This is a genomic window from Paenibacillus lupini, assembly GCF_011761355.1.
Classification (GTDB): Bacteria; Bacillota; Bacilli; order Paenibacillales; family Paenibacillaceae; genus Pristimantibacillus; species Pristimantibacillus lupini.
The window spans coordinates 637,832-664,680 of sequence record NZ_JAASRW010000003.1 but is presented as its reverse complement, the minus strand read 5'-3'; the positions used below and the strand labels follow the sequence as shown (position 1 = coordinate 664,680).

General features: G+C 48.5%; 23 protein-coding genes. 6 read left to right on the top strand and 17 right to left on the bottom strand.

What is annotated here, in order from left to right; all coding sequences use genetic code 11:
• Window positions 1-56: 56 nt before the first annotated feature.
• From dgoD to FHS17_RS12600, 5 genes are all read right to left on the bottom strand, one after another.
• Window positions 57-1,190 (bottom strand): galactonate dehydratase, encoded by a 1,134-nt coding sequence (gene dgoD / locus FHS17_RS12620; protein WP_167278744.1) that lies wholly within the window; start codon window positions 1,188-1,190, stop codon window positions 57-59.
• A gap of 49 nt (window positions 1,191-1,239) precedes the next feature.
• On the bottom strand, window positions 1,240-2,007 hold the full coding sequence (locus FHS17_RS12615; RefSeq protein WP_167278743.1) for an SDR family NAD(P)-dependent oxidoreductase: 768 nt from the start codon (window positions 2,005-2,007) through the stop codon (window positions 1,240-1,242).
• A gap of 8 nt (window positions 2,008-2,015) precedes the next feature.
• The gene (locus tag FHS17_RS12610) at window positions 2,016-3,344 is read right to left on the bottom strand and encodes a carbohydrate ABC transporter permease (protein WP_167278742.1); all 1,329 of its coding nucleotides are present in this window, start codon (window positions 3,342-3,344) and stop codon (window positions 2,016-2,018) included.
• A 37-nt stretch (window positions 3,345-3,381) separates the two neighbouring features.
• The gene (locus FHS17_RS12605) at window positions 3,382-4,290 is read right to left on the bottom strand and encodes a carbohydrate ABC transporter permease (protein ID WP_167278741.1); all 909 of its coding nucleotides are present in this window, start codon (window positions 4,288-4,290) and stop codon (window positions 3,382-3,384) included.
• Window positions 4,291-4,379: 89 nt separating this feature from the next.
• Complete coding sequence (locus FHS17_RS12600; RefSeq protein ID WP_167278740.1) at window positions 4,380-5,831, bottom strand: extracellular solute-binding protein; 1,452 nt, start codon at window positions 5,829-5,831, stop codon at window positions 4,380-4,382.
• Window positions 5,832-6,181: 350 nt separating this feature from the next.
• On the opposite strand from FHS17_RS12600, the gene FHS17_RS12595 reads away from it, so the two are divergent.
• Window positions 6,182-7,993 (top strand): cache domain-containing sensor histidine kinase, encoded by a 1,812-nt coding sequence (locus FHS17_RS12595; RefSeq protein ID WP_167278739.1) that lies wholly within the window; start codon window positions 6,182-6,184, stop codon window positions 7,991-7,993.
• A 13-nt stretch (window positions 7,994-8,006) separates the two neighbouring features.
• Window positions 8,007-9,599 (top strand): response regulator, encoded by a 1,593-nt coding sequence (locus tag FHS17_RS12590; protein WP_167278738.1) that lies wholly within the window; start codon window positions 8,007-8,009, stop codon window positions 9,597-9,599.
• A gap of 11 nt (window positions 9,600-9,610) precedes the next feature.
• Here the strand turns inward: FHS17_RS12590 and FHS17_RS12585 are convergent, their stop codons facing one another.
• The 4 genes from FHS17_RS12585 to FHS17_RS12570 form a co-directional block, all read right to left on the bottom strand.
• Window positions 9,611-10,078 (bottom strand): hypothetical protein, encoded by a 468-nt coding sequence (locus FHS17_RS12585; protein ID WP_167278737.1) that lies wholly within the window; start codon window positions 10,076-10,078, stop codon window positions 9,611-9,613.
• Between the two features lie 485 nt (window positions 10,079-10,563).
• Complete coding sequence (locus FHS17_RS12580; RefSeq protein ID WP_167278736.1) at window positions 10,564-11,403, bottom strand: sugar ABC transporter permease; 840 nt, start codon at window positions 11,401-11,403, stop codon at window positions 10,564-10,566.
• Complete coding sequence (locus FHS17_RS12575) at window positions 11,400-12,713, bottom strand: carbohydrate ABC transporter permease (RefSeq protein WP_167278735.1); 1,314 nt, start codon at window positions 12,711-12,713, stop codon at window positions 11,400-11,402. Before FHS17_RS12575 ends, FHS17_RS12580 begins: the two co-directional genes overlap by 4 nt.
• A 91-nt stretch (window positions 12,714-12,804) precedes the next feature.
• Window positions 12,805-14,118: a sugar ABC transporter substrate-binding protein gene (locus FHS17_RS12570; protein ID WP_167278734.1), complete on the bottom strand. Its 1,314-nt coding sequence runs from the start codon at window positions 14,116-14,118 to the stop codon at window positions 12,805-12,807.
• A 446-nt stretch (window positions 14,119-14,564) separates the two neighbouring features.
• Between FHS17_RS12570 and FHS17_RS12565 the strand changes: the two genes are divergently transcribed.
• The 3 genes from FHS17_RS12565 (at window position 14,565) to FHS17_RS12555 (ending at window position 17,428) form a co-directional block, all read left to right on the top strand.
• Complete coding sequence (locus tag FHS17_RS12565) at window positions 14,565-15,599, top strand: LacI family DNA-binding transcriptional regulator (RefSeq protein ID WP_167278733.1); 1,035 nt, start codon at window positions 14,565-14,567, stop codon at window positions 15,597-15,599.
• Between the two features lie 59 nt (window positions 15,600-15,658).
• Complete coding sequence (locus tag FHS17_RS12560) at window positions 15,659-16,093, top strand: Dps family protein (protein ID WP_167278732.1); 435 nt, start codon at window positions 15,659-15,661, stop codon at window positions 16,091-16,093.
• A gap of 468 nt (window positions 16,094-16,561) precedes the next feature.
• Window positions 16,562-17,428 carry an alpha/beta hydrolase gene (locus FHS17_RS12555; protein WP_167278731.1) on the top strand — a complete coding sequence of 289 codons (867 nt, stop codon included), beginning with the start codon at window positions 16,562-16,564 and terminating at the stop codon, window positions 17,426-17,428.
• 79 nt (window positions 17,429-17,507) lie between these two features.
• Here FHS17_RS12555 and FHS17_RS12550 read toward each other — a convergent pair whose 3' ends face one another.
• The 4 genes from FHS17_RS12550 to FHS17_RS12535 all read right to left on the bottom strand — a co-directional run bounded on the left by FHS17_RS12550 (window position 17,508) and on the right by FHS17_RS12535 (window position 22,995).
• Window positions 17,508-18,137, bottom strand: coding sequence for a fumarylacetoacetate hydrolase family protein (locus FHS17_RS12550; RefSeq protein WP_167278730.1), 630 nt, complete (start codon window positions 18,135-18,137; stop codon window positions 17,508-17,510).
• A gap of 18 nt (window positions 18,138-18,155) precedes the next feature.
• On the bottom strand, window positions 18,156-20,123 hold the full coding sequence (locus FHS17_RS12545; RefSeq protein WP_167278729.1) for an ABC-F family ATP-binding cassette domain-containing protein: 1,968 nt from the start codon (window positions 20,121-20,123) through the stop codon (window positions 18,156-18,158).
• A 635-nt stretch (window positions 20,124-20,758) separates the two neighbouring features.
• Window positions 20,759-22,144: a class II fumarate hydratase gene (gene fumC, locus FHS17_RS12540; RefSeq protein WP_167278728.1), complete on the bottom strand. Its 1,386-nt coding sequence runs from the start codon at window positions 22,142-22,144 to the stop codon at window positions 20,759-20,761.
• 182 nt (window positions 22,145-22,326) lie between these two features.
• On the bottom strand, window positions 22,327-22,995 hold the full coding sequence (locus FHS17_RS12535; protein ID WP_167278727.1) for a bifunctional 2-keto-4-hydroxyglutarate aldolase/2-keto-3-deoxy-6-phosphogluconate aldolase: 669 nt from the start codon (window positions 22,993-22,995) through the stop codon (window positions 22,327-22,329).
• Between the two features lie 279 nt (window positions 22,996-23,274).
• Between FHS17_RS12535 and FHS17_RS12530 the strand changes: the two genes are divergently transcribed.
• A complete protein-coding gene (locus tag FHS17_RS12530) occupies window positions 23,275-23,502 on the top strand; it encodes a hypothetical protein (RefSeq protein WP_167278726.1) in 228 nt (75 codons plus the stop codon).
• A gap of 60 nt (window positions 23,503-23,562) precedes the next feature.
• On the opposite strand, the gene FHS17_RS12525 is transcribed toward FHS17_RS12530, so the two are convergent.
• From FHS17_RS12525 to FHS17_RS12510, 4 genes are all read right to left on the bottom strand, one after another.
• A complete protein-coding gene (locus FHS17_RS12525; protein WP_167278725.1) occupies window positions 23,563-23,868 on the bottom strand; it encodes a Dabb family protein in 306 nt (101 codons plus the stop codon).
• A 54-nt stretch (window positions 23,869-23,922) separates the two neighbouring features.
• Window positions 23,923-24,852, bottom strand: coding sequence for a TauD/TfdA dioxygenase family protein (locus tag FHS17_RS12520; RefSeq protein WP_167278724.1), 930 nt, complete (start codon window positions 24,850-24,852; stop codon window positions 23,923-23,925).
• 28 nt (window positions 24,853-24,880) lie between these two features.
• A complete protein-coding gene (locus tag FHS17_RS12515; RefSeq protein WP_167278723.1) occupies window positions 24,881-25,924 on the bottom strand; it encodes an aliphatic sulfonate ABC transporter substrate-binding protein in 1,044 nt (347 codons plus the stop codon).
• Between the two features lie 258 nt (window positions 25,925-26,182).
• Window positions 26,183-26,773, bottom strand: a complete 591-nt coding sequence (locus FHS17_RS12510; RefSeq protein ID WP_167278722.1) for a TetR/AcrR family transcriptional regulator — start codon at window positions 26,771-26,773, stop codon at window positions 26,183-26,185.
• Window positions 26,774-26,849: the final 76 nt, after the last annotated feature.

Genomic DNA, 26,849 nt, shown 5'->3' with positions numbered 1-26,849 from the left:
GACGGATGCAGCGTGGCTGCTCCGTCTTTTTGCATTTTAATCCTACACCTAGCCAATCACCATTCCGCGAATGAGCCGTCATCATAAGCAAGCCGCGGTGTATCCCAATCGCCTCCAAAGCTGCGTTCGATTAACGCTTCCTCGTTAATCTCAATACCAAGTCCCGGTCCTTGTGGAATCGCAACATGACCGTCGATCACCTCAAACGACTTCTTTAAGTAACCTTCACCTAGGTCCCACTTCTCCGCCATGGACGGATGCTCTTGAATGAGGAAGTTCGGCGTACATGCATCAAGCTGCAAGCAGGCTGCAAGCGAGATCGGTCCAAGCGGATTATGTGGAGCGATGGAAGCATAGTGAGTTTCCGCCATTGCCGCGATTTTGCGGCCTTCGAAGATACCGCCGGCATGGCATAGGTCGGGCTGCACGATAGCAACAGCACCTTTCTCAAGTGCCTCGCGGAAGCCCCAGCGCGTGAACAGACGCTCACCGGTTGCAATCGGAATACTCGTCGATTGAGCGACTCGCAGCAGCTGGTCCACGTTTTCCGGCAGACACGGCTCCTCGATAAACATCGGATAAAAAGGCTCCAATGCGGCGGCCAAACGGATAGCCATCGTTGGGCTGACGCGCCCATGGAAGTCGATTGCGATATCGACGCCGCTGCCAACCGCTTCGCGTGCGGCCGCGAACTTGTTCACCTGGCTCTCTACGAAAGCCAGCGAATCAACATTGCGGACAGGTGCGTCTACACCAGTCTTTATGGCGTCAAAGCCTGCAGCCACTCTCTGCTTCGCTATCGCAGCAAATTCCTCCGGCGTTGCACCGCCACAGTGGCAATACATACGAATCTTGTCGCGGACACGCCCGCCCAGCATTTCATATACAGGCATGTTGTAGAACTTGCCCTTAATATCCCAGAGCGCCTGCTCAATGCCGCTAATCGCACTGACGAGAACCGGGCCGCCGCGGTAGAACGTGCCGCGGTACATGATTTGCCAGTGATGCTCGATACGCAGCGGATCTTCGCCGATTAGATACCGCTTTAGCTCCTCAATAGCCGTCGCAACTGTCAAAGCGCGGCCCTCGACGATTGGCTCACCCCATCCGGCGATCCCTTCGTCGGTCTCAATCTTCAGGAACAGCCAGCGAGGCTTAACATGGTAGAGCTTCATATCCGTTATTTTCACGATTAGGACTCCTTTACTTCGCTATACTTGGCTTCAGCCGATTAGTGCGCTATCCTTTCTCCGCCCATACCGGGAGAAGAGCACCGCCATCCATATAAAGTGTCGTTCCCGTAATATAACCCGCGTTGTCTGAAGCGAGGAATACTGCCGCTGCTCCAACCTCTTCCGGCGTGCAGAATCGTCCCATAGGAATGCGGGAAGAAATATTCTCGATCGCCTTTTGGATGCGTTCGTTGCCTTCAGTCCTGCTGTTCCTCGTGTAGCCCGGAGCGATCCCAACAACCCGAATACCGTGCGGAGCGAGATCAAGTGCCATATTTTTCGCCAGCTTGTTCACTCCAGCCTTCGCCGCTGCGTACACCGTTGAATTTGACCAATTGCCTTCTGCATGATTCGAACTAATATGAATAATGACACCACGTTTGCCCTGTTTGACCATCAGGCGCGCCGCATACTGCGAACAGAAATATAAACCACGCAGATCGGTATGCATAACCTCTTCAAATAGCTCGGGTGTGGTCTCCAGGAAAGGCAGCATTCGCGTAATACCCGAGTTGTTCACGAGCACGTCGAGCCCACCAAACCTGCTCTCCACCTGTTCAATCAGCGAAGCGATCTGATCCAGATCGGCGATGTTCGCTTGAACCGCTTCTGCCCTCACGCCATAGGTCAGCAGCTGCCGGACGACTTCCTCCGCCTGCTCGGCGCTTTTGTTGTAATTGACGCACACATCATATCCTGCTTTAGCAAATTCATGTGCAATCCCTGTACCTATCCCACGTCCGGAGCCTGTTACTAAAGCAACTTTACGTTCCAAGCGATCCCCTACCCTTTCAGCCCTGTGAAAGAAACACCTTTCTCAATCAGTTTCTGACAGGACGTAATAATGAGCATAAGTGGTATTGTAGCGATGACGAGACTTGACATAATGACGTTGGAGCCTAAGCTTCGCCGCTGCTGGAAGTCATTCAGTGCAACGGTAAAGGTCCATACATTCTGTGTCCGCGCAATGACAAGCGGCCATAGAAATTCGTTCCATACCGCGATAAACGTCATAACGGCAACAACAGTGAAGATCGGCGCTGACATCGGCACAACAATACGATAGAAGATCCTCATTTCACTCGCCCCGTCAATTCGGCCCGCCTGCAGAAGCTCGTTTGGCAGCTGCTCAAAAAATCCTTTGAATAAGAAGATAACAATCCCCCAAGCGGTATGCGGTAAAATAATCCCCCAAAGCGTGTTGACCAGATGCAGCTTATCCATCGTTAGATAAAGCGGTACGAGAATGGCAATCTCGGGAATCATAATTGTTGCGACGAAGAAAAGCGTCAGCCAACCGCTGGTTCTGCTTCGCAGCAGATGCGCCAGCGCATAACCCGCCGTGCCTCCGATAATAAGCTGAAGGATAATCGTTGCACCAGTGACAAGGACGCTGTTGAGCAAGAAGTGAGGGAAGCCGAACGATGCGGTACTCGACTTGCTGTCCGAACTGCCGGACATTTCCCACAGCACGATGTAGTTATCGAACAGACGCTTCCAGTCGTTTACTTCATCGATGGTTTGTACCTTGCCCTTAACCACTTTGGACTCGGACAGCCATTTGAGTGCATTAGCCGCCTGTTCCGGCAGCTCTGCAGGAATCGCCATTTCGCCGCTGTACTTTCCGCCTTCGCCCTTGAAGTCAAAGGTCGTATATTTGTTGTCTCGAATCTTCTGCAGCTTATTTTTCATCGTGGCATGGGTTGCGACCATCGTAGGGACAATCTCGGAGCGTCCCACCGTAAACTTGTAGGAAGGCATGGATGCTTTATAGACCACGACGCCGTCTTTAACACCGGTAACCTTCATCGCACCAACCGCTTCATTTTGCATTCGTTTCCATGTGAACCAGATCGCTTCCATCGCATCAAGCTCGTAATCTTCCTTCTTCAAATCCGTACCGTCATAATTTAGCGTTACACTGACCGACTTTGGCACCTCCGGAACCCATGTCGGCGGAAACTTGTAGATGGTGATGTTGTCTTTCATAGATGAGCTGACCATCCAGAACAGCGGCACGATTGAAGCCAGGATAAAAAATATGGCAACCGAATAAGAAACGATTTTGACCGACAATGAACCTTTCTCCTTAATACGTCCGCGTCCAGCCATGAAATGCTCCTTCCTGCTTAGCAAAATTCCAGAGCGATTAATCCTTGTTCGATAATTTGATTTGCAAATAAGTAATGATTGCAATAATGACAAACATGACAAACGAGATCGAGCCTGCCACCCCAAAGCGGAACTCCTTAAAGGAGCTGTTAAAAACAAGCATGGAGAGTGTTTTTGTGCTGCTGGCCGGGCCGCCGCCCGTCATGATATACATAGGGTCGAAGGTTAAGAAGACGCCGCAAATAAACGAAATAAATTGTATGCCGATAACGAATTTGAGGCTTGGGAACACGATGGAGCGCATCCGGCGCCAAGGTCCGGCACCGTCGATTTTCGCCGCTTCGATGTTCTCGCTCGGAATGCCCTGCAGCGCGGAATAGTAGATCAGCATCCCCATTCCCGTTGCAAATACGCCTGGCAGCACGATCGACCACTTGGCCATGGAAGGATCATTCAGCCAGCCATACGGGCCAAGTCCGATGAAATGAAGCAGGTAGTTCAATAAGCCGTAATCCGGATTATAGAGCCACTTCCACAGCAGGTAGCCGGCAACTGCGGGAACCGCCGTTGGCAGCAGATACAAGGACCGCAGCGTCTTGCTCGCGAACTTGATCTCATTGAGGAGCACCGCCTGTACAATTGGCACCCAGAACGTGAGAATGAAATAGATAAAGAAGAACACAAATGTATTTCGGAGTGCATTCCAGAACTCGGTCGAATGGATTAAATACTTATAGTTATCCAGCCAGACGAAATTGCCCGGCGGGTTGATGACCTTGTAATCGAAGAAGCTCATATATACGGCTTGAAGAAGCGGGTAGTACTTGAACAACAGGAAACATACAATAGCAGGAGTCAAGAAAAGGACTGCTGTCCAAGAGATCTTAAACCGAGGTTTAACCCGCACTTGCACCTGAGGCTTCTGGCCTTCTATAGCTGCTTTCAACGTTGTGACGCCTCCTTTCCAAATAGCAGGCGGAGCAGCACACGGCGTCTTTATGCCCGTTAATCAACTCCGCCTTCCTTCAAGCCCTCTTATTTCTTCACAGCTGCGTTATACGCATCGATAACTTCTTTTTGCGCTGCATCCTGCGCTTCCTGGAGTAGCTGCTTCGGATCGGATTTCTCGTCTGTAAGCGCCTTTTGAACCGCTTTAACGACATATGGAGTGAGACGTTCCTTCAAGAAGTACTCCAGATGCGTGTCGGAAGCTGCTTTGTTCACGGCCTCTACAAGCTCAGGTGAAATGTCTTTTGCAAACTGAGAAGGATCGACGTCGGAGCGAACAGACAGCAGGTTCGGGAAGATTCCATTGTCTTGCTGGAACTGAAGGTACTTCTCAGCCACTTCTTTGGAGTTAATGTAGGTGATGTATTGCCAAGCTGCGTCTTGCTTCTCTTTGGATGTCTTCGGATTAATGATCCAGTAAGAGCCGCCGATTTGTCCTGGGCCTTTGCCGCCTGGACCTACCGGATATGGTGCAAAACCAACGTCGTTCAAATCCATCCCTTGTGCTACATAATCGCCGAACCCGCCGGAAGCTGCATTAGACATCGCTGCGCGGCTCTGGAAAATATCATTCATGTTATCCTGGTAGCTTTGGAGAACGTTGTTTTGTACAATTTTGTGCACCCATTTCAGATCTTTATAGAATTGCAGCGCGGTCACAGAAGGCTCTTCCGTAAATGCCAATTGAACCGTACCGTCCGCATTGACATGCGTCAGATCGCCGCCTGCCTGCCATACATAATACTCAAACCACCAGTCAGCCCATTCCATGCCAAGCAGCGTAATTCCATATTGCTTCTTACCTGTATCCGTCAGCTTTTTGCCGAATTCAACCAGCTGATCCCAGTTCGCTGGAGGCGTATCACGATCAAGTCCTGCTTCTTCGAACATCTTCTTGTTCCAGAACAGACCTGTTACATACATATCGTGGGGAATGCCGTATACTTTGCCATCAATTGTGCCTGCTTCCATTGAGGAAGGAATGAATTTGTCTTTGTCTGCATAGCTGTCCCAGTAAGGCGACAGGTCAAGCGCAAGACCTTGGCCTACCCAGTCCGCAATGATTGGAAAGTGAGCCGAATGGTAAGCATCCGGGCCATTGCCGCCTGCCATCGCGGTTACGAATACTTCACGGTCATTTGTACCTTGCGGCATCAATTCGTGCTTTACTTTAATGTTTGGATTTGCGGTTTCGAAATCTGCATAAACCTCTTCTTTAATCGATTTCATCGTGTCGTCCGGATTCGGCTGATCCCATACTGTAATTTCAACGGTACCACCGCTTGAGGCTGTATTATCTGCCGTTGCCTCCGCATTATCTGCCCCGTTGTTTGCTGCATTCGTGCTGGAAGATTCATTCGTCGGTTCAGAAGTGTTTGTCGTGTTGGTATTACCCCCACTGCAAGCTGATGCCATTAGCATTAAGACAAGAACAATTGCCAAATTTGACCAAGTCCTAAACCGCTGCTTGTTCTTCAATTGAATGCCCTCCTCGAATGGATATCGCATTTACAAATCCAGTATAGTTCTAAAATGACAGCGCTTTCTATGTAATATCTTAACCTCCTATTAGGAATATTTTAAGCAACTTTAGAATCAGGATATCGAAAGCATTCATTTTAAAAAGGAAAACGGCCGAGGATCTCGAATACAATCGTAGTTAGCGGTTACATAAGCGGGTGCTTTCGAAGTATGAATTATCACTACAATGTCCTTTAAGAGGACATTGTAGTGATAATTCATTGCAGGTTGCTTTCGAAGTATGAATCATCATGATGCCCTTAAGAGGCCATTGCGGTGATAATTCATTGCAGGGGGTTGCTTGCTCCATGTGGTCTCGATTCCTCAACCTGAATATGCAGTTCCGCAATAAAATGATTCTCTCCTTCTTCATCGTCATCAGCCTTACAGCGCTCATTATGGGCTACTCCTATTACCGCATGATGAGCCGCGAGCTCGAAGCTTCCACGCTGCAGGGTCTTGAAAAGATGACCACGCAGTCAGTCGATACGCTCGATCTCCATTTCAAGACGATCTCCAATATTGGCTACAGCTATTTCAGCGATACATCCCTGCAGAAGTTTCTAGATGGTCCTCCCAATACCGACAATGAACAGTATTATCGCAACCGGCTTACCTCTCAGAAGCTGCAAAACCCTCTCATTTCGTTTATTTCCATAACCCGTTTAGGTTTGGACAGTCAGCAAATATCCAGTTACTACTATTACAATAGGAACGTCAAATCACTTCTGGATGAGGAGCAGGCAAATCTGTTTGATAAAGCGCTCCAGATGGACGGCTTTCCCTTCTGGACTGTCTCGCACACGACCATCAGTACAACGGTTACGCCTGTCAAATCAATCAGCTATATTCAGCTGCTCAAGCGCATTACGATGAATGCCCAGCATCCAATCGGCTATATCAAGATTGATATCGACCCCGGCGTGCTGGATAAAATATTTCCTGGACTGCAAAAGGGCGATGCCAGCAGGTATTACATCGCAGACCGCTCCGGCCATATTATCTATACGCAGAATAAAGAGGATATCGGTAAGTCCATTGCGGGAAGCCCTTTGTTCGCAGCTTACAAGCAGACCACAAAATCCAATGATTACGTTAACTTCCGCTACGAAAACCAGAATAAAACTTATATTGGCTTTTACGAACCGGTAAATGCCGGCGACTGGATCGTGATCGGCAGCATTCCGCTCGATCAGGTGCTGAAGAAAGTGAACTCCTTCCGACATACGCTCATCTTCATCGCCATGATCAGCTTTCTTACCGCAATGCTGCTCGCTTCTCTGATTGCCGCAGGCGTTACCCGCCCGCTGAAAGAGCTGAACAAAAAGATGAAGCAGGTTGAAATGGGTGATTTTGGGGCTACGATCGAGGTAAAAGGCAAAGACGAGCTGTCTACCATCCAGCATAGCTTCAATAAGATGACCGCTGAGATCAGCTCTCTGATCTCCAAAGTGTATGAGACAGAGCTGTTGAAGAAAGAAGCCGAGATTAAAGCGCTGCAAACGCAGATAAATCCGCATTTCCTCTACAATACGTTAAGCACGATCGACAGCATTTCATCGATTGACGGGGACGAGCGAGTCTCTTTTATTTGTATCGCGCTCGGAAGCATGCTCCGCTACAACTTAAACGGCGGCAGTCTTGCAACGGTCCAGGAAGAGATTACGCACCTTAATCAATATTTGTCCATCTACCAGATCAGGTTTGCCAATCAGTTCGCATACGAGATTGAAGTGGAACCCGGCATTGAGGACATCATTATTCCGAAGTTTCTCATTCAGCCTTTGGTCGAGAATGCCATCATTCATGGCTTGGAGCAAAAAGTCGGTAAAAAGACAGTTCGTGTCACGCTTGGCAGTGTGGATGAATTTACTTTGAAATTCATGATTGAGGATAACGGGGTTGGTATGGACCCTGCCATGATTGAGCTTTTTCACCGCAAATTGAGCAATCCGAACGATATCGTGTCCAGGCAATCATCGCCCAGAACCATGATCGGATTAGCGAATGTATTCAAACGCATTCAATTGTACTATGAAAGCGACCCGCGGGTAGAAATCTACAGTCAGCCAGGTGCAGGCACAAAGATTTATTTCGAGCTGCCGAAGCGGACTGCATGAGGGGATGAATCGGTTGAAGGTACTTATTGTGGAAGACGAACCGCTGCTGCGGGAAGGTTTAATACGCAAAATCGATTGGAAGACGCTTGGCCTTACGCTTGCCGGAGAAGCTGGCGACGGGTTTGAAGCGATGTCTCAGCTGGTCCACTGCCAGCCAGATATCGTCCTTACGGATGTGAGAATGCCCGGTATGGATGGACTCCAGTTCATTAACCAGGGCCGGATCCTCTTCCCGAATGTGAAATTCGTGATCATTAGCGGCTTCAATGAATTCGAATATGTACGCGAAGCACTGCTGTATCATGTGAAAGACTACTTGCTGAAGCCAATCGACAAAGAGAAGCTGCATGTGCTGCTTATCGGCTTGGTGGATGAACTGCGGGCAGAGCGGCAGCAGGAAGCGGATCTTTCCAAGCTGAATGCACTGGACGAAATGATCCGCCAGAGCCATTTGCAGCCGCTCGATTTTCAGCTTACGCATCTAATCTCGGAGCAGGACTCTCACCTCGACGGACTCCCCTTCGAGCTCGTTCGAAGCTGCTCCTTCGCAGGAGTATCCGTACGGATCGTCTATCGTAATGAGACTTCCCGCTTTAAGGAGAACGAGGAGCCGCTTGCCCGGTTCGCTGTCCAGAATAGTATTGAGAATGCGCTCGCTGCGCTCCCGATTGAAGTCATTGCGTTCAAGCATGCTTACCACTCGGAGGAGATTGTTGTATTCCTCGCTTCTCGAAAGAGCACTCTCGATCTCGGTATCATTATAGAAACGTTAACGCAGACAGTCAGCTGGATTCGCCAGCATCTCGGGCTTATCGTATCCATTGGTGTCGGTGGTGTGAAGGAAGAATTGACACTGCTTAGACTCTCCTGTATGGAGGCGAGAAAGGCGCTTCAGAACCGGCTGCTATTCGGGGGCGGCAACGTCTACACGGATACGGTCAACCATTCACCCGCAGGGGTGGTATTTCCACTGCTTAACCAAGCGGAGCGTGGTTTAACCGCCTTACTGGAAGCTGGGCAGCACCGCGAGTTTCTCGATTATGCCGCCCAGCTGTTCCATACCCTCGCAGAGTCGCCTGATGCACGGTATGAGCACGTGGAATATCTATACACCGAGATCATTCATATCCTCCGCAAACATGCCGCCAAGACGGCCTTCGAGCTGCCGAACTGGAATCTCGGTACGCCAATCGCGAGCTTTGAAAGCTTTACAGACTGGCGCGAAATTATTGCGATTATCGAGCAGCAGCTTGAGCGGCTGAGCAGCGTACTCGACAGCGGCGCCGAGCGCTCCTGTGATGATATTATCGAAAGTGTACAGCTGTATGTGCAGCAGCATTACAACGAAGACCTGTCCCTGCAATGGGTCAGCGAAAAATACTATATCCATCCCAACTATTTCTCGAAGCGGTTTAAGAACATTGTTGGCGTCAGCTACAACGATTATGTCACGCGGGTGCGTATCGAACGGTCGAAGGAGCTGCTCCGGACGACGACACTAAAGATCGCTCGTATTTCGCAGCTAGTTGGTTACGAGGATCAAGGCTACTTCTGCAACGTGTTCAAAAAAGTAACAGGCGTTAGTCCGTCGGCGTACCGGATTTGAATCGTAAGTATTCAAATCCGTTCTTTTGACCGGATTCGTATCAGGGTGATAACCGATTGAATAAACAGCATTAGCAGAATGCCGCTAAGAAATGAGTAGAAGTTAATATAGATCGTATTTGTATACTGATTTAACCAACCGAATTCATTAATTTGGCCGTCAATTTGTTCCTTGATTCGTGAGGCATTATCTATTTGAAGCAAGATCGATACCGCCAAAAATGCGAGCAGCATGAGAGGAATCCCTATCCCTTTTCGGCGCTCCAGATATCGCTCACGGTGTACGATAAGAGCAATTCCTATTAATAGAAGCAGATACGCCGGTAACTCAATAAACCACAAAATAATCGCGGGATTCCCATTGCCCGAGATGCCTTTGCCTGGCTCCATTTCAATCGTAAACAAATTCACGAGAAAGATGAGAATCAGGTTGATGAACAGAACAGCCAGTGTTGCAATCCTGAGTGATTTTGTATTCATCGTATCTCCCCCTCCCATCAACCAAATATATCAATGTTTTTATTATGCCATAGATAATTAGTTTACCGCATTTTTTCACTATTCAATCTCTGCACACTGATTGAATTTCACCAATCTATATAAATCTCACATGTCTATACTAGTCCACACTACCTCATCTCCAAGTCCCCTTCCCCTCACAAACTGTATTTTGTACAACGTAATGATGCGCCAGGCCTACTAACTAAAAGCTACATTGGATATCATCCAGCAGAATCAGCTCATTGGAGGCGAAGAAGCCAAAGTTGGCGTTAGTTACTGGAGGGAATCCAACATAGCCCACATGTTCTGCATTCAATTAAATTTAGATTGGATGTAATCCAACCTCCCGAGGCTTCCCCCCACTCAGTTCGATCTTTAGGGAGTTCTCCTCAAACTAAAAAACCAGCCCTCTAAGAGGGCTGGTCAGTAACTACTTCAATATGAAGCTCTTACTCCGGTTATCCTTATCCTTTCGAAGCGCCTGCGGTAAGCCCCTGAACTAGGAATTTCTGCAGGAAGACAAACAGCAGCGTGATCGGAACCGCAATTAACACGGCACCTGCGGCGAACATCGTAAAATTCGAGTTCTGATACGAGCTGACCAGATCCCACATGCCGACAGCAAGTGTCCAATTCTCTTTGGAACGCAGCACCAGCCGGGCGAAAATAAAGTCTACCCATGCTCCGGCAAAAGTCGTCAGCGCCACGTAGATCAGAATCGGTCGGGCAAGCGGCAGCATAATCCGGTAAAAAATCTGCAAATGATTCGCTCCATCAATCCGTGCCGACTCATCAAGGCTGCGTGGAATGGTATCGAAGAAGCCTTTAATAACAAAACCGTTACCGAGTACAGAACCTGCGGAGTATACGATGATAATCGCGGTATGTGTATCAAGCAGGTTAAGCTGAAGCAGGAAAATATAGACCGGTACAAGGCTCATAAAGCCAGGGAACATACCAAGGACGAGCAACGTTGTCAGCAGTGTTTTCCGCCCCTTGAACCGGAAGCGCGACAGTGCGTACATACTAATCGTCGCTAGGATCGTCGAGAAGATCATCGACAGGATCGCGATTTTCAGCGTGTTCAAATACCATCTGCCATAGAGAAACACCTTGGAATGAAACAGTTCCGTGTAATGTGATAAGGTGAAGGACTTCGGAATAAACGAATCGCTGTACAGCGAAGTGCCTGGACGGAGTGATGACAGCAGCACCCAAAGCGCAGGATAAATGCAGCAGATTGCCAGACAGGCAAGCACCACATAGCTGAGCGCCAGACGAATATATCTGCCTCTAGACTTCATTGGATCATGTCCTCCTCTTTGAACGACTTCGTACGGCGATAGTTAATGATAGAGAACGTAGCGATAATGATGAAAATAATAATGCCGATCGCCGAAGCCATGTTGAATTGGCTGTTGTTCAGCGTCAGTTTGTAGAGCCACGTCACAAGCAGATCTGTACTGCCCGCATATTGATACTTGCCGTTGAGCGGCTCGCCGTTCGTCAGCAGGAAGATCAGGTTAAAGTTATTGATGTTACCTGCGAATTGAGTAATGAGAATCGGCGCTGTCGTAAACAGAACAAACGGCAGCGTTATGATACGGAATTTCTGATAACCTGAAGCGCCATCCACTTCAGCCGCTTCATATAAATCTTTCGGAATCGCAGTAAGGACACCAAGAATGAGGACCATGGATACGGGAATGCCGACCCACATATTAACGAGAATCGCAGTTACCTTCGCCATAGTCGGGTCCGTCAGCCAAGGCAGCTTGCCAAAACCAAAGTAAGATAGGTATTGGTTGATTGGACCAAATTGGCCGTTGAACAGATTACGCATGACAAGCAGAGAGATCATCTGAGGAATGGCGTAAGGCAGAATGAAGATCGTCCGCCATAGCTTTTTAAACTTAACATCCTTCTGTTCAATCAAGAGAGCTACGAGCAGTCCGCCAAAATAGCAGGTTACCGTCGCCAGTATGGCCCAGATAATCGTCCAGGTAAATACGCCAAAGAATGTTCTGCTCCACGACTTGAGCGTCAGCAGATCACTAAACGTCTTAAAACCAACCCAATCGACCAACTTAGCTGGCGGGATATGTTGAGGCAATGAGTAGTTCGTGAAAGACAGCAGGATCATGAAGATAATCGGCATAATGGTTAAGAATAATACGCCGAGTCCCGGTATAGTCAGCAGCAAATGCGGGAACTTGCGGTCCCATACATAGCTGATGGATTCTCGGAAGGTCGCAGCCTTTCCACCTTGATCCGTCTTCTCACCCGTACGATACGCATCGCGAATATTCGTAATGTAAATGACAATAAAAAGTGCAAGCAGCAAAATCGTAATAAGGCCGTTAATCATGAGGAAGATCGAATGATCTCCTTGGACCGTCTTATAAAGCTTCCCAACCTTCATCATCTTGGATGGTGTATCCCCAAGCGTCCAAATGCCCCAAATATCTTGTGCCAAACGCGGAATGAAATAGAAAAGTGCTATTGCTTCAGTAATAAGCAGCAGAAGACCTTTAATCAATTGCCTGTTGTACAGCTGGCCAAGCCCCAGTGATAAAGCTGACAGTATAGCAGCAGTATTGCGGCGGCGATTCATATCCGTGCACTCCTTTCCATAGCTTGCGCCCGCCGAAGGCGTAGTTGCTTCGGCGGGCGAGCCGTCTATCTCTTTTTATCAAGAAAACCGATTATTTAGTCGCGCCTTTAACTGCCTCTTGTACTTGTGTTACTGCGTTATCAGCAGCAGCCTTCGGATCTTTGCTCTCGTTCCAGATGTCAGCAAGCGCTGCACCCATCGGATCCCATACACTGCCCATTTCTGGAATGGAAGGCATAGCTTGTGAGTTCACGAATTGAGCTGCGAAGCCGCTGGAAATTTCATCCGCTTTAAACGTTGGATCTTCCACCGCTTCGTTGTTCGCTGGAATAGCACCAGTCAGCGAGTAGTCTTTCAGTTGGCCTTCTTTGGAAGAGATGAAGTTTGCGAACAGACGAGCTGCATTCGGATACTTCGTGAACGAGTTGACGTACCAAGCTTTAACACCGGAGAACGATACAGCCGGCTTACCGTTAATAGTTGGGATTGGAGCTACGCCAAAGTTAATGCCAAGGTTTTTGAAGTCCGCTACTTTCCAAGGACCTGTAATCGTCATCGCAACCGATTTGTCTGCGAATTTACCTTGGATAATATCAGCAGAAGCATCGCCGGATTTGATCGGCAGAATTTCTTTCAAGGATTGGAAGTATTTCAGACCTTCTACTGCACCATCATTGTTCATGCCGATATCAGCAGGGTTTGTACCGTTCTCACCAAACACATAACCGCCAGTCGAAGCGAACCAGATGTAGTTGAAGTACAGGTTGCCTGTTTCCCACATGAACGCATATTTATTGCTTGCAGGATCATTGAAGGTTTTTGCGAATGTTTTGATACCATCGAATGATGCCGGTGGTGTTTGCACCAGATCTTTGTTATAGAACAAAGCATAAGTTTCTACCGAGCGAGGGTAGCCGTACAGGATACCATCGGACGTTACTGCACTCACAGCTGCTTCAGCGTTAGCTGTTTTTGTCTCGTCTTCGAAGTAATCGTTAGGAAGAACAAGGCCCGCTGCTACCGCTTGACCAAGGTTGTCATGCGGGAAAGTTACAACGTCCGCGCCGATGCCGGCAGGACCGTCAGTTGTCAGCTTCTTCACTTGATCCGGAGACTCAACTTCTTCGATCTTAACTGGGATGTTGTATTTTGCTGTAAATTCCTTCGCCATCTCTTCTACAAAACTGCGCTCGTTCTTTGAATCCCATACAGTCAGCGTTGCGCCGTCTTCTGCTGCGATTTCTTCTTCAGCCGGTGCAGCACTTGCATTACCTGCATTGTTAGCTGCCTCTTCCGTTGCTGCTGGAGCATTCGTTGCTGCATTAGTGTTGTTATTGTTGCCGCCACCACAGGCAGACACAATGAACAAAGCTGTGATCATCGTCGATACAAACCATTTTCTCATTCTTAAAGATCCCCTTCCGTAATGTACGACTTGGAAAAAAACGCTTTGTGCACCGATTTTGCTCCTTTTTCTACGCCTGCGGCTATCGTTGCCGCCTTTAGTTTGTTTGTGCAAACGTTTGTCTAATAGGCCACAGAAAAATAAAGGAACGCATCGTTTTCACTATTAATCAGCCTATATCACGCCAATTACCGTCATGAAAGCGTTATATCCACGGATTCATCATACAACAGCCAATATCGTTTGTTAAAACGTTTGCACAGATGATCTGCGCAAGCATTCTTGACGTTATCTCGAGATTCCTTCGTTTTTCTCATATTTCCCCAATATTTCATCTTTTGTTTAACAAACTTCCGTTCATACCGTTTACTTTAAACAGCCGTTCAAGTAACATAAATGCATAGAGTTCAAACGATTGCATAACAGGTAAGGGGATCACGATAACGATGGTAACCATTAAAGATATTGCAAGAGCAGCAGGAGTCTCCCCTTCGACAGTGTCGCGGGTGGTGTCCAATCATCCCCGCATCAGTAAGGAGACTACCGCCAAAGTTAAAAAGATTATGGAGGAGATGGGCTATCACCCTAATGTCATGGCTAAGAGCCTCGTATCAAAAACAACGAAGACGTTAGCCATTATGCTCCCACGTCCGGCAGAAGAGCTGTTCCAGGACTTCTTCTTTGGCGAATTATTAAGAGGAATATTAACCCACTCTACGAGAGCGGGTTACGATATGCTGTTAACAACAGCAACAAGTGCACATGATGAGACTGAGACCATCTCGAGACTCGTATTCGGCCGAAGAGTTGACGGTGTGATTCTGCTCTCTGCAAGGGTAAATGATCCGCTCATCCGTCATTTGAATCAACAGGACTTCCCCAGCATTCTGATAGGCCGAAGCGATGAAGAAAGCAGCCACATGATGACGGTCAATAACGATAACGTACAGGCTGCTTATGATGCGACACAACATCTGATCAAGCAAGGCCATTCACGTATCGGCTTTGTGAGCGGACCAACGAATTTGACCGTTTCACATGATCGGATGGAAGGTTATAAAAAAGCGATGCGCGAGGCTGGATTGCCTATGCAGTCAGAATGGATTGTGGAAGGCGAATTCCTGCAGGAAAGCGGCTTCCGTGCGATGTCCTTTATTATGGGGCTGCCGGAGCGTCCTACCGGACTTGTCGTTATTGATGATGTTGTGGCGTTTGGCGTATTACGTGGATTGACCGAAATCGGCTATAAGGTTCCGGATGATATCAGCCTTGTCAGCTTCAACAATATTGCACTGTCTGAGCTTGCGACACCACCTATCAGTTCGGTTGATATCGGCACGTACCAGCTTGGCTATACAGCATCCCAAATGCTGATCCGTCTTATTTTGGACGAGCCTGTTCATCAGTCTCATGTCACGATTCCACACCGGCTGATTGTACGGGAATCATCCGTTCATTTGGCAGCCAATCGCCCTCTCTAAGGCGTATGTAATTCCTTTCCTGCGTACACACTATTGTCTAGGAAAGGAATGAGGAACCTATGACTCAAACAAATGACGTCTTGAACAAACAAATTGCCAACTGGAGCGTCCTGTATATTAAGCTGCATAATTATCATTGGTATGTAAAAGGAACTCAGTTTTTCACCCTGCACGTAAAGTTTCAAGAGTTCTATGAGGAAGCTGCCCTGCATGTTGATGAGCTTGCCGAGCGGCTGCTTGCCTTAAAAGGTGCACCAGTTGCTACAATGGCAGAATACTTAAAGATCGCCAGCATTAAGGAAGCAAAAGGCAGTGAATCAGCCACCCAGATGGTCGAGACGTTGATCAGCGACTTCACCACTGTTATCACTGAATTAAAGCAAGGCATGGAGATTGCCCAAGGGGCCGGCGATGAGACGACCGCCGACATGCTGCTTGCGATTCACACCACACTCGAGAAGCATGTATGGATGCTGACCGCATTTAACGCTTAGACATACTTGCTTGTAACCCCGCCGAAGCTGAGCTTTGGCGGGGTTTTGTTTTGCCGCTGAGGCGAAACCGCTGGCCGGGGCTGAGTTAAGCCCCTGCCGGGGTCTTATTGAGTACCGGACTAGCCTGATTTGATCCAATAAGACCCTGCTAGGGTCTTATTCATTGATGGATGGCGGTTGGATGGGGCAAAACAGCTAGCTTTGGCTGAGTTAAGTCCCTGCGAGGGTCTTATTAAGTACCGGAGTAGCAACTTTTACTCCAATAAGACCCTGCTAGGGTCTTATTCATCGATGGATGGCGATTGGATGTGGTAAAAACGCTGGCTGAGGCTGAGTTAAGACCCTGCGAGGGTCTTATTGGATGACGTAGTTGGACGTAGCACAGCGGCCGGATGATAAACTTGAAACATTTGCCAATTCCCTCTTGAATCGTATACTATTGTATACATTAAAGGAGGAATGAACAGCATGCCGATGGACAAAATCAATACGAATAATATTGAACGAAAATGGCTTAACCTTCCTTATTACACCGAATCCCCTGCTCAACAGCTTGATATTTATTTACCAGAGACTGGAGACGGGCCATTCCCGGTCATTATGTCCATCCATGGTGGAGCGTTTAAATTTGGCGATAAAGCCGATATGCAGCTGAAACCTATGCTGAAAGGCTTGAAACGACAATACGCGGTTGTCTCTATCAATTACCGTCTAAGCGGTGAAGCTATCTTCCCTGCCCAAATTTATGATGTAAAAGCGGCCATCCGTTGGGTGAAAGCAAACGCAGATAAGTACCATCTGAATGCTGAAAAAATCGCTCTTTGGGGCGGTTCAGCCGGAGGTCATCTATCTTCTCTTGCAGGTACTTCTGCGTTTAACTCCGAGCTTGAGGATCTCAGTATGGGCAACTCTGATTACTCCTCTGAAGTGCAGGCGGTTGTTGACTGGTTTGGCCCAACCAACTTCCTCACAATGGACGAGTTGTTCATTCATAGCGTCGTTGCACCACATCAGGTACACATTGCTTCTGACTCCCCAGAATCTCTGCTTATCGGACAGACCATTACGGAGGCTCCGGAGAAAGTGAAGGCGGCCAATCCTGAAACCTATATTACGGAGCAAACACCTCCGTTTCTCATCCAACACGGCACACATGATCCACTTATTCCCACGGAGCAATCCGTTATCTTTTACGAGAAGCTAGCTGCTGTAATTGGTGCAGATAAAGTGAAGCTGGATCTGCTCGAAGGAGCCGGCCATGGCGGCAAGGAATTCGAGAGCGCAGATAATATTAAGCAAGTTCTGAATTTTATTGATCGTTATTTAAAGACTTAGACAGCATTACTCAAACATACATACACCCTGCAAAAATAAAAGCGGCATGCCCGATTCGGCATGCCGCTTTCTATATGAACTAAACCAATTTAATCGTGCAGCTGGCTGCTTTTTCACCGCTCCACAGCGCTTCAAGCACGTCGCCGTCATGCAAGGCGGCTACGCCTGCAGGTGTGCCGGTGAAAATAATATCGCCAGCGCCAAGGCCATAACGCGAATCGATATGCCGCACTAACTCGGAGATGCTAAACAGCATGTCACGCGAGTTACCCATTTGCGCTTGCTCGCCGTTGCGAAGCAAGGCAAAATCCTGCGCCTTCAATGCCTCTTCACCCGGATACGCCATCCATTCGCCAAGCGGCGCGGAAGCTTTGAAGCCTTTAGCATCCAGCCAAGGCTGTCCTTTTGCCTTCAGCTTGCTTTGTACATCACGAAGCGTCAGATCAAGTCCAAGCGCAAGTCCATCAATAATTTCGTCCGGCTCCATGCCAGGCTCAAGGGAGCGGGAGATACGCAGCACGAGCTCCAGCTCAAAGTGAACTTCCCCACGACCACCTGGAATTCCAACGACATTACCGTTCATCGGAACAACCGCATGGGAAGGCTTCGTAAAGACGAGCGGCTCCTCAGGCACTTCATTACCCAGCTCAAGCGCATGCAGACGGTAGTTCCGTCCGATGCAATATATGTTTCGAATATCATTTGCCATTATGAAATCCTCCTCCTGCTAGCCCTTCTTCTGGGCAGCAATCATTTCGGCGAGCTCATTAAGCTCCGTCCACCGGTCCATCAACTGCTCCAGCTTCTGCTCTAACTGCTGCTGCTCTTCAATTAATTGCTGCAGCAAAACAGAATCACTGCCTGCGTTATTCATCTTATCTGTAACAGAAGCCAGCTGCTCCTCTGCTTTCGCGATCCATTCATCAATTTGCTCGTAATCCTTCTGATCCTTGTAGGACATACGCGTTACACGTTCACCGGCAGGCTTGCTGCCGCTGTCTGTGGAAGGAGCATTTGTCCCAGCAGCTGGTTTGGCTGCCGCCTGCGCTAGTTTGCCGTTTCCTGCCGACTGGCTAGATGAGCTGCTACCGCTGCCAAACTTTTCAACGTATTCTTGGTATTCGGTATAGTTGCCCACATGCTGCGTAATGACACCTTCTCCTTCGAACGCAAAGATCTTATCTACCGTGCGGTCCAGGAAGTAACGGTCATGGGATACGACGAACACGACGCCTGGGAAGTCATCAAGATAATCTTCCAAAACAGATAATGTTGCGATATCCAAATCATTGGTTGGTTCGTCCAGCAGCAGCACGTTTGGTGCATTCATCAAGACACGAAGCAACTGCAAACGGCGCTTCTCACCACCAGATAGTTTGCTAATAATTGACCATTGCATCGCAGGCGGGAAAAGAAACCGCTCCAGCATTTGGCCCGCTGAGATCGTTGTACCATCTGCCGTGCGCACCTGCTCCGCATCTTCGCGAATATACTCGATCACACGAAGCGACTCATCCATCTCTTCATGCTCTTGCGAGAACCAGCCAATCTTAACGGTCATACCCAGCTCAATTGTTCCTTCATCGGGCTGCAGCTTGCCTGTAATGAGGTTAAGCAAAGTCGATTTACCACTGCCGTTACGGCCAACAATACCGACACGATCCTCGGGTACTGCGATATAGCTGAAGTCCTTAATGAGGGTACGATCACCAAACTGTTTGGAGACCGACTCCATCTCTACGATTTTTTTACCCAGCCGCGTCGAGGCAACCGATACATCCATTTTTCCAGAAGATTGCTTAGGAGCCTGCGCTTTCAGATCTTCAAACCGATCGATCCGGGCTTTCTGCTTGGTAGACCGGGCTTTCGCTCCACGCCGAATCCAAGCCAGCTCATTACGAAGCAGGTTCTGACGCTTATCTTCCGAAGCCGCTTCCCGCTCTTCCCGCTCCACCTTCAGCTCAAGAAAACGGCTGTAATTGGCTTGATAGAAATACGCACGCCCTTTGTCCAGCTCAATTACGCGGTTGCTGACCCGATCCAGGAAGTAACGATCATGCGTAATCATGAGCAAAGCGCCTTTGCGTTTCTGCAGCATACCTTCGAGCCATGCAACGGACTCATTATCAATATGGTTGGTAGGCTCGTCCAAAATAAGAATATCAGATGGCTGCAGCAGCGCCGCCGCCATCGCGACACGCTTCCGCTGACCACCTGAGAAGGTATCTACTTTATCGTCAAAATTCAAGATACCCAGCCGGCCCAGTGCCGTCTTTGCTTCGCTTTCGAGCGTCCAGGCATCAAACTCATCCATCTTCTGATTCGCTTTAATAAGCCGATCCTGCAGTGACTCATCACTTGGCTTAAGCTCAAGAGCCTCAAGGGCAGCCGCATATTCGCGAACTGCGCGCAGTTGAGGCGAGTTGCCGCCAAGCACATGCTCCAATGCTGTTTCGCCGGGTGCAAATACCGGGTCCTGCGCAAGCATCCGGACAACCACACGATTGCCGATCGAGATTCCGCCAGCATCCGCAGGCTCAAGCCCTGCGATAACCTTCAGAAACGTTGATTTACCTGTACCATTCACACCAATAATGCCGATCTTATCTCCATCCTCGACGCCAAAGGTCACGTCTTCGAAGAGCATTTTCTCGCCATAGCTTTTCGTTATATGTTCAACCGATAATAAATGCATGAGGGAACCCTACTTTACATCCAAAATGTGCAGCATCCCGCAAGGGCATCTGCCATCCGTATCATACCATATTCCACCGCTCGCTGGCACCCGAGCCGTCCAGGCTGCACTCCTTATTCCAAAACTGCCTCGACGACCACTTAAGGTTCCCTGGGACCTTAAGTCACCAAAATCTGCGCTCTGGGCACACCAAACCTCGCCCTCGCCCACCCAACTCCACTATTCAAGCAGAACTTAAGGTCCCTCAGGGACCTTAAACCTCCAAACACCGGTCTCAATTCGCATATTCCCACTGTTCAAGCGGAACTTAAGGTCCCTCACGGACCTTAAGTCAAAGAAAGAGGTAGCTACTCGGCTGGTTAAGATCCCTCAGGGATCTTAACCCTCCAAACACCAATCCCAATCCGCTTGTTTCCACTGTTCAAGTGGAACTTAAGGTCCCTCAGGGACCTTAAGTTAAAGAAAAAGTAGCTAGTCGACTAGTTAAGGTCCCTGAGGGACCTTAACACAGCCGGGGAGCAATGTTGAGCGCCGAGAGGAACGGTTGATTTGAGAGCTAGGTCTCCACAAACCTACAAGATCCTAACACACAAAAAAAACAGGCTCCGAATTCTCGGAGCCTGCCACATCTAAAATTAACGTTTGCCGACCATAGCTTCCGGTTTCACGTATTCGTCGAACTGCTCCGAAGTAAGGAGGCCGCTTGCGATCGCGGATTCTTTCAGCGTCAGTCCTTTTTTGTGTGCGTTTTTTGCAATTGCTGCTGCGTTCTCGTAACCGATGTACGGGTTCAGCGCAGTAACAAGCATCAACGATTGATCCAGGTTACGTTTGATTACCGCTTCGTTTGGCTCGATGCCAACCGCACAGTTATCGTTGAACGAGATCATACCGTCTGCCATGAGAGCAACGGATTGCAGGAAGTTGTAAATAATAACTGGCTTAAACACGTTAAGCTCGAAGTTACCTTGGCTTGCTGCAAAGCCGATTGTTGCGTCGTTGCCAAACACTTGGCAAGCAGCCATCGTCAGCGCTTCGCTTTGTGTAGGGTTTACTTTACCTGGCATAATCGAGCTGCCTGGCTCGTTCTCTGGAATCGAAATCTCGCCGATGCCGCAGCGCGGGCCGCTTGCCAGCCAGCGAACGTCGTTGGCAATCTTCATCAGATCCGCCGCAAGCGCCTTAACTGCACCGTGTGCGTACACGATTTGGTCATGGCTTGTCAGCGAGTGGAATTTGTTTGGAGCAGTAATAAATGTTTTACCTGTCAGAGCAGTAACTTCTGTTGCCACTTGAACAGCAAAATCAGGATGAGCGTTCAGGCCTGTACCAACCGCTGTACCGCCAAGCGCCAGTTCGCGCATCGTGTCTACACTTTGAATCAGCATAGCGCGTGTTTTCTCAAGCATCATGTGCCAGCCGCTGATTTCTTGGCCAAGTGTAATCGGAGTTGCATCCTGCAGATGCGTTCTGCCGATTTTCACAATGTTATCGAATTTCTCCATTTTCTCTGCGAACGTACCCGCAAGCACATCAATGGCTGGAATCAATTTATCTTCTACCTCAACAACACCTGCGATATGCAGAGCTGCCGGGAATGTATCATTCGAGCTTTGCGAACGGTTCACATCATCATTAGGATGGATGCGCGCTGCACTGCCGCGTTCAGCGAGCAGCTGATTAGCACGGAAAGCAACAACTTCGTTCACGTTCATGTTTGTTTGTGTACCGCTGCCTGTCTGCCATACAACAAGCGGGAACTGCTCATCCCATTTGCCAGCCAGAATCTCGTCCACCGCTTCGCCGATCACACCGGATTTCTCCGCATCGATCATGCCAAGCTTTTGGTTCGCAATTGCTGCAGCTTTCTTAATGATCGCCATACCGTATACAACTTGAATCGGCATCCGTTCGCCGCTAATTTTGAAGTTTTGCAGGCTGCGCTGGGTTTGAGCTCCCCACAGCTTGTCTGCAGCAACCTTAATCTCACCCATTGTGTCTTTCTCAATCCGGAATTCCATGCTCTTTAACGGCCTCCTTCGTTATTACATGCACATAGTACTACTTTATACAAAATCACCTAGTCATTTCAATACGATTACCGCCTCATATCGATGCCGGGACGGCATAATTCACAAATTCAGCATACATAAAAAAGCCCTGAGCGGGGAACATACCCTCCTCACTCAGGACGTTTCGAGTCTTACAAGCCTTTCGCGCTGCGATAAGCTTCCATATATGCGCTTGCTTTTTGCTCGATCAGTGAGAAGTCCCCAGTTGCTACTGCATCCTTCGTCAGGTCAGAACCGATACCAACCGCTACTGCGCCTGCTTTGATCCAATCCTTCAGATTGGAAAGCGATACGCCGCCTGTTGGCATAATGTTTGCTTGCGGCAACGGACCTTTGATCGAAGGGATGATGCTAGGTGAATACAGATTGCCAGGGAACAGCTTGACCACATCAACACCAAGCTCAAGCGCGCTTTGAATTTCATGAATCGTCATCGTGCCCGGCATTACCGGAATCGCATAACGGTTGCAAAGCTTAATCGTATCCGGGTTAAAAGCAGGTGCCACAACAAATTCCGCACCGGCCAGAATAGCAGCACGAGCTGTCTCCGGATCTAGTACCGTACCAACACCAATAATTGCAAAGTTTTCCGAGTCCGGCGAAGCCGTGCTGGAATACTCATTGGACAGCTGTTCAATCGCACGAAGTGCGAACGGCACTGTCATCGTAATTTCAATCGCTTTAATTCCGCCTTTAATAGCACGGCGTGCCATCTCTGCTACTTCCTCTGGTGAATCCGCACGCAGAACGGCAACAACACCTGCCTCTGCTAATTGCCCAAGTACTTTCAGCTTCTTCATGAATAATGACCTCCCATAGTCATAGGTGAAATAAACGCAAAAAGATTGAACATTCCCGCTCCATTATAGGCACATATCCACTATTCGGACAACCCTCTTAAAAATCTGGTTCCATTTTCGCTTGTAAGCGGATACTTATAATATAGTCTAGCGTAAACGGCTGTGCCGTCCTTAGGAGAAGCAGCCTACGTTTCGCGGATGAAATATAAGCATAGTAAAAATGAAAATTTATACTTTCTTATATTTCCCCTCAGTTATTTAAAGAAAGGAATGATTCTAATGACAACGCCATCTGTTTCCCACCTCATTACGCCAGGATCAACCCTTTTCTCCCTCATGACCCGTCATAAAGGCAGCCTGATGACCATATCGACAACTGCTGGTATGGAGCAAGGCATCCTGACGGCATTTGATCCCTCATATTTGACACTTGTTACCGATACGAATCAAACCAGATACGTGCTGGTCATGAACATTGCTTCCTTTTCCTTTGAACCGGCCTACTAAATGCAAAAAGAGGGTGTCCCAAGCGGTCTGTTCAGACCCCGTGAGACACCCTCCTATTGTCTATATTTCCGAATAATCGATCTCGAGGAATGCTTCTACTTCCTTCTCCCAGCGCTCAGCTACAAAGCTTACATGCAACGGATGTGCATTATATGCCTCGTAAGCCGCCTGATCGGAGAACTCCATCGAGAATCCAAACTTATAATCATTCTTTGGGCTTACTTGCCGGAATACCCGGAACTGCGAAACAACAGGAATGGAGCTGAGAATCGCCTTGCCATCCTCCAGAAACTTGCGCTCCTGCTCAGAACCTTCTTCATGCTTTAATGTAAAAATAACGGAATGCTGGATCCAAGATGTGGACAATTGCTTCCTCTCCTTCAACGCTTTGTTAAGGCCAAGCCTGCCTTAAGTATATAATTAATAAGGACGGTCGCCAATAATGGAAATCCGTTCGGCAACACGGCGGTTTGGATAATAATCGGATGAGGCATAATGCTGTGTCGAACGGTTATCCCATAGCGCTATCGAATTCTTTTCCCAATTGAAACGCACTTGATATTCCGGAATCTCCGCTTGTCTGAACAAGTACTGGAGCAGCTCTTCCCCTTCTTCCTCATTAAGACCAACGATTCGTGTGGTGAATACCCGATTGACGAACAGCGTCTTGCGCCCTGTCTCCGGATGCGTCCGGACAACCGGATGTTCTGCAGCAGGGAACTCCGCTTGTTTCTGAGCGAGCAGCTCTGGCGGCATATTCCGTCCGAAAGTTGGCGTAAAGTCATGAATCGCTGTCAGACCATTAATACGCTCTTTCACTTCTTCTGGGAGGTTATCATAAGCGGCGCCCATGTCCGCCCAAAGGGTATCCCCGCCTTGTGGAGGCACTTCGGATAAACGGAGCACCGCGCCAAAGGATGGTTCCAGTCGCCAAGACACATCCGTATGCCAATTATTCTCTTGGCCCTTCATGTTTGCGTCTTTCTCGAAACGAGTAATTTCAGCGGCTGCACCTTTTGGCAGGAACGGATGATTCTCAAGCTCACCCCATTGTCTTGCAAAATCCAGCTGCTGCTGGCTCGTAATATCCTGATCGCGGAAGAAGAGCACTTTCCACTCCAGTAATGCACGATGCAGCTCAGCCTTCACCTCCGGCGATACCTGCTCTCTAAGGTCCACTCCTTCAATCTCAGCACCGATCACCGGGCCAAGCGGCTTCAATGTGAATAATTCGTAGGGACGCTCTTCAAGGCCATCAGCCAAACGCTGCAAGAAACGTGGACCGCCTTGGATTTGGCGCTTCGAGAAAAGATCAAATTGACGGGATGTGTCGACTGTTGATTGAGTCATGGATAATCGCTCCTTTAATTTGTAATATTTATTGGGACAGCTTCTCAAGATAACTAAACGCTACATGGTCCTGGAAGCTAACCTTATTTTTAATGAAGCCGTTGCTGAGCAAGAGCTCCGCCGACTTCTGCTGCGCATCCAGCTCTTCTTGGGTATACACTCGAAGATTAGGGGCCGAGCTTGCAAGCAGCGCCTTCACTACACCTGCATCAATCTTCTTCAGATCGGCATAGATCTGAACCGCTTCGTCGTTATTAGCGTTCTGCCAGTCAATGGCTTGTTTATATACTTTCAAAAATGCGGTGACCAGTTCCGGATTCTTCTCCGCAAACTCCGATCTTGCAATGGCGGATACCGGTGCCGCGATTCCTTCCTCCGCTCCCGCAATAACGGTCGCCTTGCCAGATGCCGTTTCCTTTGTCGTATAAGGATCCCAGGTTACCCACGCATCCACCTTGCCAGTCTCGAACGCAGGTAATGCATCCTCTGGCTGCAGCGCAATAAGATTAACGTCCTTATCGCTCAGCCCATGCTTCTCAAGTACCTTCAGCAGAAAAACATGTGCCGTTGTTCCTTTCGCAACCGCAACGGACTTGCCTTTCAAATCCTCAACCTTTGAAACTCCTTTATCCTTCGGCACGATAATCGAATTCGCAAGCTTGCCATCACTGACCAGCCCAATAACTTCGAATGGCAGGTTCGCCGACAAACCAGAGATCGTTGCCCCATCGCCAAGGAAGGAGAGATCTACTCGCTTCGAGGCGAGCGACTCCAGCAGTGGAGGTCCGCTTTGGAATTCACTCCAGCTTACCTCTGCATTCAGCGGCTTGAGTTCTTCCTCCAGCCAGCCTTTTTGCTTGGCCAGAAGCAGCGGCGACAATCCGCCGTTAATTGCAACGTTTACGGTAACGTGCGGACGTTCAGTTGCTTCACTCGCTGGTGCCGCTGCCGAATCTGATTCGGGCTTCTCATTCGAAGCCTTGCTGTTATTACCGCAGCCAGCCAGCACCGATACCAGTGCAATAACCGACATGGCCGTAATTGTAAGTGCTCGTAACTTGTTTCTCTTCATAAGCTCCATCCCCTTAACCTTAGTTTACTCATCTATTTAATCGGATTTAGAGAATAAAAAAGATTCGATTCCATAAACGCCCCTGTGATCAGGTGGACGGTTATAAAATCGAATCTCCGGTGAACCAGTCGATTCATTATTCTCCTGTTTGCGACAAACTGATAAAATGATCAATTTGTCATTTGGTGATTTTGATATTAACAGCTGACCCAATTCCTGTCAACCATTTTTCATATAATTCCAATCTATTTACTAAGATTACTTCACAACCAGCCTCAACATAATGTCTATGACATGATCAGAAGGCTCGCCAAACCCGCGATACGCCCACATCGCCGTATTATGGAACAGCGTAAGTAAGAGTGTTGCCAGTTCAAGAGGATCACCATCAGCAATCGTACCCTCTACCTGACCGTCAAGCAAAATATCCGCCAGAAGATCGCGGTTACGATGCACATTCTGGTGAATGATCTCCTTCTCGTCCGAGCTTAACACTTCGGTTGCCTGTGCTTGCAGCACAACCCAATACATCGTTCCGGTCCTGCTGCTGTGCATATATTGGCTGATCAGCCGCTTCAGCTTATCAATGACCGTTCCACTGCCGCTCCGCGCCTCCTGCAATAGCTCCGTATACCTCTCTTGCGAGGACTGTACGAGCACAAGTAGAATCTCTTCCTTGGATTCAAAAAAATTATAAACATGACCGTAGCTTAATCCCGCTTCGGTCGCAATATCCGATATTTTCGCCACAGCTACACCGCGTTTGGTAAAGACCGAGGCTGCTGCCGTTAAGATCTGATTGCGGCGCAGCTCCCTTTGCTGCTGATCCTTGATGACATTCCGGGCCATAGATTTTGCTCCTTCTACCATGATCCTCTCATGAGGTTCTCATACGCTCACTCCTGTTCACTCCTGATTTCTGTTA

Bases quoted from the DNA above. Each gene is read 5' to 3' on its own strand.
- FHS17_RS12610 (WP_167278742.1), bottom strand. From the start codon at position 3,344: ATGGCTGGACGCGGACGTATTAAGGAGAAAGGTTCATTGTCGGTCAAA.
- FHS17_RS12595 (WP_167278739.1), top strand. From the start codon at position 6,182: ATGTGGTCTCGATTCCTCAACCTGAATATGCAGTTCCGCAATAAAATG.
- FHS17_RS12585 (WP_167278737.1), bottom strand. From the start codon at position 10,078: ATGAATACAAAATCACTCAGGATTGCAACACTGGCTGTTCTGTTCATC.
- FHS17_RS12580 (WP_167278736.1), bottom strand. From the start codon at position 11,403: ATGAAGTCTAGAGGCAGATATATTCGTCTGGCGCTCAGCTATGTGGTG.
- FHS17_RS12575 (WP_167278735.1), bottom strand. From the start codon at position 12,713: ATGAATCGCCGCCGCAATACTGCTGCTATACTGTCAGCTTTATCACTG.
- FHS17_RS12570 (WP_167278734.1), bottom strand. From the start codon at position 14,118: ATGAGAAAATGGTTTGTATCGACGATGATCACAGCTTTGTTCATTGTG.
- FHS17_RS12565 (WP_167278733.1), top strand. From the start codon at position 14,565: ATGGTAACCATTAAAGATATTGCAAGAGCAGCAGGAGTCTCCCCTTCG.
- FHS17_RS12560 (WP_167278732.1), top strand. From the start codon at position 15,659: ATGACTCAAACAAATGACGTCTTGAACAAACAAATTGCCAACTGGAGC.
- FHS17_RS12555 (WP_167278731.1), top strand. From the start codon at position 16,562: ATGCCGATGGACAAAATCAATACGAATAATATTGAACGAAAATGGCTT.
- FHS17_RS12550 (WP_167278730.1), bottom strand. From the start codon at position 18,137: ATGGCAAATGATATTCGAAACATATATTGCATCGGACGGAACTACCGT.
- FHS17_RS12545 (WP_167278729.1), bottom strand. From the start codon at position 20,123: ATGCATTTATTATCGGTTGAACATATAACGAAAAGCTATGGCGAGAAA.
- fumC (WP_167278728.1), bottom strand. From the start codon at position 22,144: ATGGAATTCCGGATTGAGAAAGACACAATGGGTGAGATTAAGGTTGCT.
- FHS17_RS12535 (WP_167278727.1), bottom strand. From the start codon at position 22,995: ATGAAGAAGCTGAAAGTACTTGGGCAATTAGCAGAGGCAGGTGTTGTT.
- FHS17_RS12530 (WP_167278726.1), top strand. From the start codon at position 23,275: ATGACAACGCCATCTGTTTCCCACCTCATTACGCCAGGATCAACCCTT.
- FHS17_RS12520 (WP_167278724.1), bottom strand. From the start codon at position 24,852: ATGACTCAATCAACAGTCGACACATCCCGTCAATTTGATCTTTTCTCG.
- FHS17_RS12515 (WP_167278723.1), bottom strand. From the start codon at position 25,924: ATGAAGAGAAACAAGTTACGAGCACTTACAATTACGGCCATGTCGGTT.
- FHS17_RS12510 (WP_167278722.1), bottom strand. From the start codon at position 26,773: ATGGCCCGGAATGTCATCAAGGATCAGCAGCAAAGGGAGCTGCGCCGC.